Here is a 12724-nt window from a genome sequence, read left to right as displayed (position 1 = left end):
GAGGCAAATCATCATGACACCAGCTTGAGTTTCCGGGCGATCCGCCAGCCCACCGTCTTTGCCCGCGCATAGTCCGGCCAGCGCGGCGGCATCGCGGGGTCGAGCCCCAGACGCCGCAGCAGCGCGTTGGCGGCGTGCGCCTCGGACTCGCGATAGCTCCATTCGCTGCGCCAGGTGATCGACAGCGAGATCGACGGCGCATCGCCGTTGGCGACGAAATGCGGGGCCATCACCGGCACCAGCACCGCGTCGCCGGGGCCGAGCGGCACCTGCTGCTCGCCGCCGCGAAAGGCGTCCTGCCACGGCAGGTTGCGATGGCCGCCGGTGTGATAGCGCTCATGCTCGCGCCGGTCGGCGAAGCGCTCGTCCCCCGCGGGCCAGACGTGCATCACCTTGCGGCCGCGCAGTTGCAGCAGGATGTTGTGCTCGGGATCGAAATGATAGGGGGTGATCGACCCGGGCGACGAGATGAAGAGAAAGCCCTGCGGCATCAGCATGGCGCCGGTGCGCGGTGCGACGACCGGTTCGAGCTCGCCGAGCAAGTCCATCAACAGCGCGCGATAGCCGGCCTCCGTCTCGATATTCTTGAGCACCGCCCAGCTCCGGTTGGTCTCGATGGTGCGGATCGTCTCGCCGATCGACAGGCCGTTCGACGGGACGTCCTCGGGCCGGATGCCGACCGGCAGGTCGCCGGGATTATATTCGACCTGCCCCGCGGGCAGGCTCTCGCCGAGCGCGGCCAGCGCGCCCAGCGACAGCAACGGATGCTCATCGAGCCGATGGTGAAGCAATCCGGCCTGCGAGGGATAGAGTTCGGCCATGCGGTCGAGCGTCTCGGCGGGAAAGATCGGAGTGGCGATCGCCTGATGCATGGTCATGACGGGTCCTGTATGGCGTCGGAAGGGGTGGAATGCGAGCGCTTCCAGCGCCGCCAGATCGCCTCGATCCGGGTCAGCGCGTCGAAGCGCCAGCGATCGGGCGCGGCGGACAGCGGCACATTGACCCAGACCAGCCGCCGGCGCTCGCGCCAGATGCTGTCGATCATCGGATGATGCGGCACCGCGCAACTGTCCACCCAGTCGATCGCCGGATCATCGAGCAGGTCGAGATTCTCGCGCTGGAGGAGGACGCCGGGGGAGAAGCGCGCATAAGCCTCGTTGAACGCCGTCTTGAACGAGAAGCCGCCGGGTGGGCAGAGGAAATGGATCAGCATCGCGAGCGGCCGGCCGTCGAGATCGAGCGCGCTCATCGCGAGCCGGTCGGCGGCGACAGCGCCCGCCAGCGTCGCGCGAAACCAGGCCTCGGTCTCGCCATGGCTCGCGAGCGCCGATCCGGCGCGCCCCTTCCAGCCGCGCATCTCGAGGTCGAGGAAGGCGTCGATCCACGGGTCGAGCGGCTCGTCCGGCCGCCAGCGGCGAAAGGCAAGCTCGCCCTGATCTGCGAGACGCTTCGTCTGCCGGCGCAATTCCTTGCGCTTCTTGGCGCGCACGGCGGCCTGCCAATAGGCGTCGGGCGACAGGCGGCTATCGAGCAGCGCGCGTTCCTCGCGGTGAACGATTTCGACCGCACGGCCGCGCCCCTGCGCCACATCGGCGAGCGCGCGGTGCAGCGGCCCGTCCTCGGTCAGGCGCGGCAGGTGGACCAGCGTTCTCGCCCAGGGCGCGGCGTCGCACCAGCCGAGCAGGATCGACCAGAACAGCCGCTCGAACCCCGCGCGGACCAGCGGCAGGCCCAGGAAATGGTTGGGGTGCGCCCAGCCGATCGCATGGCGCAGCGGCAGGCGGCCGTACCGGTCCGCCGGCGCGAGCGGCATCACGCCGATCACCGGCCCGCCGTCGCCGTCGCGCACCATCACCAGCCGCGCCCGCCGTTCGGGGTCGAGCAGATGGAGCGCGGGCTGCAGGCACCAGCGTTCGACAAAGGGGTTGGGCTCGCTCGCGTCGTCCGCCAGCGCGTCCCACGCCGCCGCCAGTTCGGGCGACAGCGACAGCGGATCGACGACGCGCACCGCCAGCGGCGCGGCGTCCTCGTGCGTCGCCACATCGTGGGCCGGAAAGGCGGGATAGACCGTCATCGGCGGCGAGCCTGACAGCAAGTCGTTAAGATGACGTGGCGATTCATGCGAGGGATTTTCCGTAGGCCGATCTTCAGCCGTCACAATCCGAACAGCTTCGCCAGCGACTTCTCGAGCATGAAGAACTGCCAGATCAGCCGGCCGTGATCGCGGCGGCCCGCCTGGTGCGCGGCGACGATGCGCTCGATTTCCGCCATGTCGAACCAGCCCGACCGCGCCAGCGTCGACGAGGTCGCGAGCGCGCGCGCCTGATCGGCGAGCGCCCCGCGGAACCAGTGCGACACCGGCGTCACGAACCCCATCTTCGGCCGATAGAGGATGTCGTGCGGCAGATAGCGCTCCATCGCCTGCTTGAGGATCGCCTTGCCCGTTCCGCCCTTGACGCGCATCGCGGCGGGCAGCGCCGCGGCGAATTCGACGAGGCGATAGTCGAGCAGCGGCTCGCGCGCCTCCAGGCCGACCGCCATGCTCATCCGGTCGGTCTTGGTCAGGATGTCGCCGGGCAGCCAGATCTTCAGATCGGCATATTGCGCGCGGTCGAGCCGCTCGCGCGCCGGCGCCTCGGCCATCGCTTTCCAATAGCGCGCCTCGGCGACATGATCGCCGAGCGCGCGTTTCGCGGCGTCGTTGAACAGGCGCGCGCGCTGGTCGGGGCCGGTGACGCCGACCGCCTCGGCATAGGCTTCGGCCCCGCCTTTCGACAGGCCGGCGAGCGTCGCGCGGGCACGCAGCGGGCGCGGCGCCCAGTCCATCTGCGGCCAGACGCGCGCGAGCGGACCCAGCAGGTTGCGCCGCAGCACCGCCGGGATCATCGCGCGCAGCCGTTCCTCCTGATGCTGGAACACCAGCCGGCGATAGCCCGCGAACGCCTCGTCCGCGCCGTCGCCCGACAGCGCGACCGTCACCTCCTCGCGCGCCAGTTCGCACACGCGGTAGGTGGGAAGCGCGCTCGCATCGGCGAAGGGTTCGTCGAACATGTCGGCGATGCGATCGACCAGCGCAAAGTCGGCGGCCGCGACGGTACGCGCGCGATGGTCGGTGGCGAACCGCTCGGCGATCTGCTGCGCATAGGCGGTCTCGTCGAGCGCCGCCTGGTCGAAACCGATGGTGCAGGTCCGGACCGCCCGCGCGCTCGCCTCCGCCATCAGCGCGACGACCGCGCTGCTGTCGACCCCGCCCGACAGGAACGCGCCCAGCGGCACGTCGGCGACCATCCGGTCGGTGACGGCGGCGCGCATCAGGTGGACGAGATGCTCGGCCGCCTCGCCTTCGCTGGCGCGGATGCGGTTCGAAAAATCGGGCGACCACCAGCAGGAGGGCGCGGGAACGGCCTTGCCGCGTTCGAGCATCAGATAATGGCCGGCGGGCAGTTTCTCGACCCCCGCGACGATGCAACTGTCGTCGGGAACATAGCCGAGAGCGAGATAATCCTCGACCGCGGTCAGCTTCGCCTCGCAGCGCAGCAGCGGGTGGCGGAGCAACCCCTTGAGCTCGGACGCAAAGGCGATCGAACCGTCGGACAGGCGCGCATAATGCAGCGGCTTCACGCCCAGCCGGTCGCGCGCGAGGAACAGGCAGCCGCGCACATGATCGTGGATCGCAAAGGCGAACATGCCGTTGAGTCGCGACAGGCAATCAGGGCCCCATTGCCGCCACGCGGCGATGATGACCTCGGTATCGCCGCTGGTGCGGAACCGATGGCCGCGATCCTCCAGTTCGGCGCGCAGCGCGCGGAAATTATAGATTTCGCCATTATAGGTGAGCGTCACCGCCTCGTCGTCGCTCGCCATCGGCTGCGGGCTACCCGCGATGTCGATGATCGACAGGCGCAGGTGGCCGAGCCCGACCCCCGGCGCGGTCCAGTCGCCCGATCCGTCGGGGCCGCGATGCGCCATCGGGTGCAGCATCGCGCGCACGCGCGCCGGGTCGACGGGCTTCGCCGTTTCGAGATGATAGATGCCCGCGATCCCACACATGGATCAGGGCCTTAGCGGTTTTCGAGGGCGCGGTCAGCCATCGCCTGCGCTCCGCCCGACGCGGAAAGGAAATCGGCGATCGCAGCGCGCCCGCCCTGCCCCGCCTCGCTCGACACGATCAGCGACAGCGCGCGCGGGTCGCCGCCGAGCAGCCGCGCCCGCAGCCCGGCCAGCTTCGCCGCGCGCGCGCTGCCGGTCGCGCGCCCGTCGACGACATACCAGGTCGCGGCGTCGCGGAGCACCGGGCCGGGGTGGAGCAGCCGTTCGGTCCGGCCGCCGTCCACCGGGGCAAGCGCCGCGCTCCACGCCCATTTGCCGGCGGGATCGACTGCCCCCTGCCCGAAAGCGACGACCTCGCGCCCCTCGGCCTGCCGCTCGTAACCGCCGATCGCGACCGCAACGCGGCGCCCCTTCGCATCGGCGAAATGGCGCAGCAGGCGCTGGTCGGCGCCGTCGAAACGCGGCCCCCAGCGCAGGCCCTGCGCCGCAGCAGCATGCCAGCCGGCGGGCGTTTCGACCGGCATCGTCGCCGGCAGCGGCGCCGAACGCCCGCCGACCAGCGCCGCCCAGCCGATGAACAGCAACGGGATCGCCAGCGCGACCGGCAGGATGGCCCGGCCGTCGCCGCGATAGCGCACAGGCCCGCCGAGCCGCGAGACGTCGACCGCCGCATCGCCGGCCGGGCGGTCGAACCAGCGGCGCGCGCCCAGCATCACCGCCAGAATCACCAGACCGAAGAAGATCCAGCCATAGAAGATATGGTCGATCCCCGCCGCGCGCTCGATTCCCCAGATTTCGGCGGCGACCATCGTGCCCCAGGCGCGCAGCGCGTTGGCGAGAACCGTCGCGGCCAGCGCGATAGCGACGAACAGGACGCGCCGCGGCCAGCTTCGGAAGCAAAGATGCGCCGCGAACACCGCATAGGCGAGCATCGCGATCAGGAAATTGACCCCCGAACAGGCTTCGGCCACCTCGAAGAAACCGGCGCGCGTCGTGATGAACACGCCCTCCATATGCGCTTCGAGCCCCGACAGATGCAGCAGCGCGACGCTGATATGCGCGGTGAGCGTCTGGAGCAGCGGCACCAGTTCCTCGCCGAACGGCACGAGGAGCAGCGCATAGCCGAGCGGAAAGAGCAGCGCGCGAACCACTTTTTCGCCGAGCGTCGCGCCGACCGCTCCCTGCAGCATCAGCACAAGGCCGAACTGTCGCAGCAGCGCCACCCCCGCCGCCTCGCCGACCAGCCAGACGCATGCCGCGCCCGCGAGCCAGCCGACCGCCGGCCACCAGAAGGCCGGCGTCAGCGTCTTCAGTTGCGGCCAACGCTGCGCCACCAGCCAGCCGATCATCGGCACCATCAGCAGGCAATGGGTGAAGGTGGAACTATGCCACCAGATGCCGACCAGATCGGCCAGGTCGCGCGCGAAAAGCGCGAGGATCGCCCCCGCCAGTAATGCCAGCGCGGCCAGTTGTCTCCGCCACACCGTCATCGCGTCGTCAGTCCCAGCAGATGGCCGAGCGGGGCCAGCCGCGCGTCCCAGCCATAGCGCGCGATCATCCGCGCGCGCGCGGCGGCGCCCATCGCCGCGGCCGCTTGCGGATCGTCGAACAGGCGGACGACCGCGCCGGCCATCGCCCCCGCATCGTCGGCGACCAGCAACTGATCGCCGGGAACCGCGTCGATCCCCGTCGCGGCGGCGGCGCTGGCGACGACCGGCCGCGCCATCGCCATCGCCTCGAGCAGCTTGTTCTGCACCCCGCGCGCCAGCAGCAGCGGCGCGACCACGGCGTCGGCGGCGGCCAGCCACGGCCGCACGTCGGGCACCTCACCGGTGACGGTGACACCGGGCTGGCCTTCGAGCGCGCGCACCGCGTCGGTCGGCGCCCGGCCGACGATCGCGAAACGCGCCTGCGGATGCCGCCGCCGGATCAGCGGCAGGATATCGGTCGCGAACCAGCTTACCGCATCGACATTGGGGCGATAATCCATCTGGCCCGTGAACACGGCAAGCGGCCTCTCTCCCGCCGCGACTTCGGCCAGCGGCAGCGCGGGGTCGAAGCGATCGGTGTCGATACCGTTCTCGACCGCGTGCACCTTGTCGGCATCGACCTCGCTTTGCCGGCGGAACAGCGCCGCCTCCGCCTCGCTGACGAACAGGCTGGCATCGGCGCTGCGCGCGACCTTGGCTTCATAGGCGCCGAGCACCCGCGCTTCGCGCGCATGAACCCAGTGAAGCGGCTGGCGCGCGTCCTGCTGTGCATAGGTGGCGAATTTGGCCGAATCGACATCGACGAAATCCATGATCACCGGACCGTCGAACCGTGCGGGCAGATACTGCGCCATCTGGCCCGAAAAGCCGACGATATGCGTGACCCGGCCGCTCGCCAGAAGCCCGCGCACATGCGCGGCAAGCGCACTGCTGCGGAACAGCCGGTTCGACACCGGCTCGCCGCGCAGCACGGCCTGCGCCAGCGCCACCGGTCGCGACACCTTGCGAACCTCGATTGCCAAACTCTTGCAAAGCGCGGTCATTTTCTTACGCGCCACCGCTGCATCCGCCGCATTGTCGGCGAGCGCGGCAACATGCACCGGCGCCCATTTCGCCAGTGCCTCGAACATGTGCCAGCTTCTGATCCGGTCGCCGCGATCGGGCGGCCACGGCGCGCGATGCACCAGGAACAGGATCTCAGCCATCGACGATCATCGTCATTGCGAGCGAAGCGAAGCAATCCAGAGTCGCGTACGCCGCTCTGGATTGCTTCGCTTCGCTCGCAATGACGAAATTCCGTAGATCGCGGCCATCCTATCCCAACCCCCGCGCGATCAGCGGGCCGATGCGGTTGGCGGCCCACAGCGGCATTTTCTTCCACAGATCGACCTGCAAACGGTATTTCGCGCTGGTGGGATTGGTGTCGCGCGGCGTCTCGCCCGGCGCCAGCCAGCGCGCATAGACGAGCGGTCGCGGCTCGAACCCCCAGTTCTTCTTGTAGGCGAACGGCCCGGTGCCGACTTTCGATCGGCCGAAATCGAAGCGCGTGCAGCCCTTTGCGCGCGCGTGCCGCATCAGCGCATAATACATCAGCTCGTTCGCGCGCAGCGCCCGCGCCTCGGCCAGCCCACCGCCCCAATAGGGCATCACCGCGCCGCGCCAGTAGAGGCTGAGCACGCTCGCCACTGCGCGGCCATCCTCGCGCACGGTCAATATGTCGGCATCGTCGCCGAACGCATCGAGCGCCGCATCGAACAGCTGCTTCGGAAAGACCGGCGTCCCCAGATTGCGCACGCTCGTCGCATAGACGCGATAATGGTCGCGCCGTTCGGCTTCGTCCCGGCCCGTCGTCACCGTCAGGCCGCTTTCGAGCGCCTTGCGCACCTCGGCGCGCTGCTTGCGCGGTATGGCGAGCAGTTCTGCGGCATCGTCGGCCGCCAGATCGCGCGCGAAACCGGCGTAGACGCCATCCTCGCGCGTCCATCTCTCCGCCATGGGCAGCACGCCGCCGCGCAATTCGACCGAAGGCACGCCCAGCGACCGCGCGACATCGGTCGCCCCGTCTGCCAGCGTCGCCGCGACGGCGTCATCGTCCGCCAATATCCCGCCATCGACGGCAAAGCCGGTCGCGGCGAGCGCTTGGCCGAACAGCGCCGATCGGACATGATGAAGCGGCAGGATGCCGGTCAGCGCCCCTGTCGCGTCGCGCGCCGCGACCAGATGGCACCGATGCCCCGTCGCCGCGGTCACCGCCTCGCACCACATGCGACTGTGGAAAGGCGTCGCGGCGGGATGCGCCGCGACATAGGCGTCCCACGCCGTCGCTTCGCCGAGCGGCGCGGCCGAAACGCCCGGCGCTGCGGCTGGATGGGTGGGGGCGTTCATGCCGCGGCGCGCCACGGCCGCGCGCGGTCCTGCTGCGCGGGAAGCAGCGCATCGGCCCGCGTCCATTCGAAATCGGCGAGCAGTTGCTTCAGCTTGCCAGCCATGGCCGACAAGCCGCTGTAATGCCGTATCTTCGATTTCAGCGGCGCGTCGGTCACGCGCGGCTGGCCGGGGTCGATCTCCCACGGGTGAAAATACAGGATGGCCGGATGTTCCTCGGCATTCATCCGCCGGATCGCCCAGCGCGTGAAGCCATAGGGCAGCAGGCGCATGAAGCCGCCGCCGCCCGCCGCGAGCGTGCGGCCGAAGGCGCGCGCCGTCGTCACCGGCCATTCGACAAGGTCGCTGTCCGCGACCGGCCGCCATGCGTGGCGCGGACTTTGCGGCCAGCCATAATGATCGTGGACGACCGGCGCGACGCTGCTCGAATAGGCATAGCCCTGTTCGGCGAGGATCGAGTGGGCCCACGGCGTGCGCGCGTCGATCGAAAAGCTCGGCGCGCGATAGCCGCGCACCGCGACGCCGCCCAGGTCCTCGAGGATCGCGCGCGCTGTCTTCAGGTCGGCGGCGAAGTCGTCGGCGCTCATCTGAAAGACGCGCTTGTGGTCGTAGCCGTGGCTCGCCAGTTCGTGTCCCGCCGCGACGATCCGCCGGATCAACGCCGGGTAGCGCTCGGCGACCCAGCCCAGCGTGAAGAAGGTGCCGTGGACGCCGGCTTCGGCGAACATCTGGAGCACCGCGTCGCAATTCGCCTCGACCCGGCATTCGAGCGTCGGCCAGTCGGCGCGGTCGATCGTGCGCTCAAAGGCGCCGACCTGGAACCAGTCCTCGACATCGACCGACAGGCCGTTCCGCATCGTTCTTCACCTCATGAAACCCATAGCCGGGAATCGTGGCTGCGTCATGCCGCCCAGACCTGCGACCGCGCCGGATTGGGCGCGTTCTCGGGATCGCGCTCGACCCATTCGATCAGCAGGTCAAGCACCCGGCGCAGCGCGTCGTCCTGTTCGCAGACGCGCGCCTCGAGCCGCGCGATCTGCTCGCGCAGGGCGGCAAGCTGCTCGGGATCGACCGCCGGCGGATCGGCGGCGACCGGTGCGGCAAAGGGCGCCGCGTCGGGCGCGGCCGGCGGCCATTCCGTCGGCGCCGCGGGCGCGGCGACGGGCGCCATCGCGGCGGCAAGTTCCACGACCTCCTCGACCGGCGCCGGCGCCAGCGTCGCTTCGTCGATGCCGCGGTCGGCCTCGATCTCGGCGATCACGCTGCGGACATGATGCCCCGAAATCCGGTTCAGTTCCTCGACCGCGCCGAACAGCAGCAGGCGGCTGACCAGCACGTTCAGCTTGCGCGGCACGCCGCCGCTATAATCGAAGATCAGCTCGAACGCCTCGGGGCTGAAGCCCGGGTTGCCCGTCCAGCCGACCTTGCCCAGCCGGTGCAGGATATAGGGCTCGACCTCCTCGGGCTCCATCGGGTCGAGGTGGTGCGTCGCGATCACGCGCTGGCGCAACTGTTCGAGCGTCGGCGAATGGAACAGCGTCTGGCGGAACTCGGGCTGGCCGAGCAGGAAAATCTGGAGCAGCGAATGCCCGCCGAGCTGGAAGTTCGACAGCATCCGCAGCTCTTCGAGCGCGGAGATGGCGAGATTCTGGCCTTCGTCGACGATCAGCAGCGTGCGGCGGCCCGCGCGCGCCTGCTCGCGCAGATATTGTTCCATCGCGCGGATCAGTTCGGCCTTGCTCTGCCCTTCCCATTCGAGGCCGAACTGCTCGGCGACCAGGCGCAGCAGGTCGTCGCCCTCGACCTGCGTCGACACCAGCTTGACCGCGGTCAGCCGGTTGGCGTCGATCGTGTTCATCAGGTGGCCGACCAGCGTCGTCTTGCCCGCGCCGACGTCGCCGGTGATGACGATGAACCCCTCGCCCTGCGCCAGACCATAGCCGAGGTACGACATCGCCTTGCGGTGCGTGCCGCTCTCGAAATAGAAGGCCGGGTCGGGCGTGAGCTGGAACGGACGCCCGCTGAAGCCGTAAAATTGATCGTACATCGCTCTATCCCCGGGAGTCTGGATCAGAAGTTATAGCGCAGGCCGACGAGCGCCGAACCGATAAGCTGGCTGTTGAAGCCGTCCTGGTCGAAGGCATTCAGCGCCGCCGCCGCGGTTCCCGTCAACCCACGCCAGAATCTACGCGAATAAGCCGCCGAAACCCCCGCCGACCGCACATCGCCGGCCCCCGGCGCGCCATTGTCGAAATAGTTGACGTAACCCGCAAGGCTGAGGCTTGCATCGGTGCCGAGTTCGCGGCCCGCCGACAGGAAGAGATAATAGCTTTCATCCTTCACGCCGTCGAAATCGGCGATCGCCGACAGCGCCGGTGCCAGCAAGCGTCGCTGGTCATAGCCGACACCGACGCCATAGGTCCAACGTCCGTAGCGCGACGAGTACATCGCCTGAACGCCGCGGCTGCGGAACTGGAACGCCGTTGCGCTGCCGAGCTGCGGATTGAGGCATCCCGCGCTTTGCTGGCCGAAGACACAGGGATTGATGTCGCCACCGACCGGGTTGCGCGACGGGTCGAACTGGGTCGGGAGCGCGGCAAGCCCGCCCGACAGGCCGCGTCCGAAGCTGGAAAGGCCGTCATAGAGGCCGACCTGCACCAGCGTCGCGTGATCGGGACGATAGGTGAAGCTGCCGGTATAGATGGTATCGCCATAACGGCGGCCAACGCGCGCGGTCAGCGAGGTGCGGCGGCTCGGCTGCCACATGACGCCTGCGTCCCAGATCAGCCCGTCGGTGTCGAAGGAAAGCTGGCGCGGGCTCGATTTGTCGGTGACGTAGCGGCCGTTGGCGTCGAGAACCGGAATGCCGTTCGTGTCGAGCACGGGGTCGCGCTGGCCGATCTCGATGTCCTCATAGCCGACACCGCCAAGCAATGCGACGGTCGGGCTGATCGGGACGGTGATGTCGGCGCGCGCATATTTGCCTTCGAAGCGTTGGTCGAGCTGGCTTGCATCCTCGCGTTCGTAGCCGCCCGACAGCTGCCAGCCGAAGGGCAGATCGCCTGGCCGCTGGCCGATGCTGGCCCACGCCGCATGGTTCGTCGAGCTGTCGAAGACATTCTGCCGCGCAACGCCGCCAGGCAGCAGCGCGGGCGCTTCGACGTCGACCTTGGTGTAACCGAAGCGATAGCCCGCCCCGATGTCGAGATCGCCGACGCGCTGGACCAGTGTCGGGCCGGCGTAGAATGAATAGAGGTTTGCGACGTTCGTGGCGCGGCCGTTGAAGATGCCGTTGTCGGCGCCCTGCCCGTCGGCACGCGTTCGCGTCGCAAGCGCGCCGCCTTCGAGGTTGAGGCCGCGCACGAGTTCGAGCCGCCCACGCGCGAGACCGCTGATGATATCCTGATCGCTGTAGCCGCGCGATTCGGCGAACTGATGCTCGTAGCGCAGCGTTGCCGCCAGCTCGGCGCGGCGGGTGACGATCGCGGCGTCGACCCCGGCCGCAACGGTCGTGTAGGTCAGCACGTCGCCGCCGCCCTTGAGCTCGGCGGTCAGCACCTGCCCGATTTCGAGATAGGGCGACACGTCGATCTTCTTCTGTCCGCGCGACCGCGAACCCGCGCCGGCTGCGGAAGGGGCAGCGGGGGCTTCGTCCGCCCCCGGACCGCCATCGCCCGAAAATTGCGCGTGCGCGCCGGTCGCGGTGCCGGCGAGCAGCAGCGCTGCGATCGCGCCCACGCGGCGCAAGCTGGTTGTGCGCATCATGACGCGCCTCCCTGTCCGTAATAGGTGCCGAAGCGGCGACCGCCCGGTGAATATTTGACGCCGTTGAGCAGCAACTGGACGTGCGGGCAGGCGCCCATCAGTCCGATCGCGTCGCGCAGTGCCGATTCGAGCGTTTCGTCGGCGCGCACGACCATGATGAGCTGCCCCACATGGCCGGCGAGCACCGCGGCCGGCGATGCCGCCAGCACCGGCGGCGAATCGAAGATGATGATGCGCCCCGGCGCACCCGCTTCGAGCTGGGCGATCAGCGCCTCTGTGCGCGCGGAGGCGAGCAGTTCGGTATCGTGCGTATGCTGCGTTCCGGCAGGCATGACCTTCAGCCCCGGAATGTCGGTCTGGATCAGGCAATCGCCGAGCGTCAGATGCGGATCGGCGAGCGCGTCCATCAGGCCCGGCCCATCCTCCAGCCCCAGCGTTTCGAGCACGCTCGGCTTCGCGATGTCGGCATCGACGAGCAGCACGTCATGATCGGCCTCGACCGCGAGGCTGAGCGCGAGATTGACCGCGGAGAAGGTCTTGCCCTCGCCCGGATTGGCCGAAGCGATCAGCACGCGGTGGCCGCGCGGCACGACCGGGCGGTTCGCCGTTCCCGCGAAGTTGCGGATCAACTCGCGCTTCACGATACGATATTCCTCGGCGATCCCGGTGACGGGCGCGCCGGGCACGATCATGCCGCGCGCGGCAAGCCGCTCGCGGTCAATCGTCCCCTGGCGCGTCGGCACGACGGCGGGCGCGGCCTTGGCGACCTCCTTGCGCGGCGAAGGTTTCGCCGGCGCGGGATCGATCGCGGGGGCGGCCTCGACCACGGCTTCGGGAGGCAATGCCTCCGCCTGCGGCGTTTCGGCGGCGGGCGCCGGCCGGGCCTTCGCCTTCTTCTTCTCGGGCTCGGGCGGCAGCTTCGATACGTCGATCGTCGGCGCGTTCGCCGCGGGGTCGAGGCCGAACATGTCGGCGGCGCGTTCGAGCAGCGACGGCGGGCGCTTGACGGGGCGTTGGTCGTTCATGTCCTTCTC

At 69.2% G+C, this 12724-nt stretch carries 10 protein-coding genes; all 10 read right to left on the bottom strand.

Going from position 1 to position 12724, the window contains the following annotated elements; all coding sequences use genetic code 11:
• Nucleotides 1-11 precede the first annotated feature (11 nt).
• The 10 genes from AC2S9W_RS11040 to AC2S9W_RS10995 all read right to left on the bottom strand — a co-directional run bounded on the left by AC2S9W_RS11040 (nt 12) and on the right by AC2S9W_RS10995 (nt 12715).
• Nucleotides 12-878, bottom strand: coding sequence for a cupin-like domain-containing protein (locus tag AC2S9W_RS11040; protein WP_212597418.1), 867 nt, complete (start codon nt 876-878; stop codon nt 12-14).
• Complete coding sequence (locus AC2S9W_RS11035; RefSeq protein ID WP_212597419.1) at nt 875-2074, bottom strand: GNAT family N-acetyltransferase; 1200 nt, start codon at nt 2072-2074, stop codon at nt 875-877. The genes AC2S9W_RS11040 and AC2S9W_RS11035 overlap by 4 nt, the downstream gene beginning before the upstream one ends.
• Before the next feature lie 80 nt (nt 2075-2154).
• Nucleotides 2155-4050, bottom strand: a complete 1896-nt coding sequence (locus AC2S9W_RS11030) for an XrtA/PEP-CTERM system amidotransferase (protein ID WP_212597420.1) — start codon at nt 4048-4050, stop codon at nt 2155-2157.
• A gap of 11 nt (nt 4051-4061) precedes the next feature.
• The gene (xrtA, locus tag AC2S9W_RS11025) at nt 4062-5540 is read right to left on the bottom strand and encodes an exosortase A (RefSeq protein ID WP_212597421.1); all 1479 of its coding nucleotides are present in this window, start codon (nt 5538-5540) and stop codon (nt 4062-4064) included.
• A complete protein-coding gene (locus AC2S9W_RS11020; RefSeq protein WP_212597422.1) occupies nt 5537-6745 on the bottom strand; it encodes a TIGR03087 family PEP-CTERM/XrtA system glycosyltransferase in 1209 nt (402 codons plus the stop codon). Before AC2S9W_RS11020 ends, xrtA begins: the two co-directional genes overlap by 4 nt.
• A 109-nt stretch (nt 6746-6854) precedes the next feature.
• On the bottom strand, nt 6855-7925 hold the full coding sequence (locus AC2S9W_RS11015; protein WP_212597423.1) for a FemAB family XrtA/PEP-CTERM system-associated protein: 1071 nt from the start codon (nt 7923-7925) through the stop codon (nt 6855-6857).
• On the bottom strand, nt 7922-8782 hold the full coding sequence (locus tag AC2S9W_RS11010; protein ID WP_212597424.1) for an XrtA system polysaccharide deacetylase: 861 nt from the start codon (nt 8780-8782) through the stop codon (nt 7922-7924). The genes AC2S9W_RS11015 and AC2S9W_RS11010 overlap by 4 nt, the downstream gene beginning before the upstream one ends.
• A gap of 44 nt (nt 8783-8826) precedes the next feature.
• Nucleotides 8827-9972, bottom strand: a complete 1146-nt coding sequence (locus tag AC2S9W_RS11005) for an XrtA/PEP-CTERM system-associated ATPase (protein ID WP_212597425.1) — start codon at nt 9970-9972, stop codon at nt 8827-8829.
• A gap of 23 nt (nt 9973-9995) precedes the next feature.
• Nucleotides 9996-11690 carry a porin family protein gene (locus AC2S9W_RS11000; RefSeq protein WP_212597426.1) on the bottom strand — a complete coding sequence of 565 codons (1695 nt, stop codon included), beginning with the start codon at nt 11688-11690 and terminating at the stop codon, nt 9996-9998.
• Complete coding sequence (locus tag AC2S9W_RS10995) at nt 11687-12715, bottom strand: P-loop NTPase (RefSeq protein ID WP_067111585.1); 1029 nt, start codon at nt 12713-12715, stop codon at nt 11687-11689. Before AC2S9W_RS10995 ends, AC2S9W_RS11000 begins: the two co-directional genes overlap by 4 nt.
• Between the last annotated feature and the right edge of the window lie 9 nt (nt 12716-12724).

This window comes from Sphingopyxis sp. 550B, from assembly GCF_057401805.1.
This window is presented reverse-complemented; position numbering and strand designations above follow the sequence as displayed.

Bases quoted from the DNA above. Each gene is read 5' to 3' on its own strand.
- AC2S9W_RS10995 (WP_067111585.1), bottom strand. From the start codon at position 12,715: ATGAACGACCAACGCCCCGTCAAGCGCCCGCCGTCGCTGCTCGAACGC.
- AC2S9W_RS11005 (WP_212597425.1), bottom strand. From the start codon at position 9,972: ATGTACGATCAATTTTACGGCTTCAGCGGGCGTCCGTTCCAGCTCACG.
- AC2S9W_RS11000 (WP_212597426.1), bottom strand. From the start codon at position 11,690: ATGATGCGCACAACCAGCTTGCGCCGCGTGGGCGCGATCGCAGCGCTG.
- AC2S9W_RS11010 (WP_212597424.1), bottom strand. From the start codon at position 8,782: ATGCGGAACGGCCTGTCGGTCGATGTCGAGGACTGGTTCCAGGTCGGC.
- AC2S9W_RS11040 (WP_212597418.1), bottom strand. From the start codon at position 878: ATGACCATGCATCAGGCGATCGCCACTCCGATCTTTCCCGCCGAGACG.
- AC2S9W_RS11030 (WP_212597420.1), bottom strand. From the start codon at position 4,050: ATGTGTGGGATCGCGGGCATCTATCATCTCGAAACGGCGAAGCCCGTC.
- xrtA (WP_212597421.1), bottom strand. From the start codon at position 5,540: ATGACGGTGTGGCGGAGACAACTGGCCGCGCTGGCATTACTGGCGGGG.
- AC2S9W_RS11020 (WP_212597422.1), bottom strand. From the start codon at position 6,745: ATGGCTGAGATCCTGTTCCTGGTGCATCGCGCGCCGTGGCCGCCCGAT.
- AC2S9W_RS11035 (WP_212597419.1), bottom strand. From the start codon at position 2,074: ATGACGGTCTATCCCGCCTTTCCGGCCCACGATGTGGCGACGCACGAG.
- AC2S9W_RS11015 (WP_212597423.1), bottom strand. From the start codon at position 7,925: ATGAACGCCCCCACCCATCCAGCCGCAGCGCCGGGCGTTTCGGCCGCG.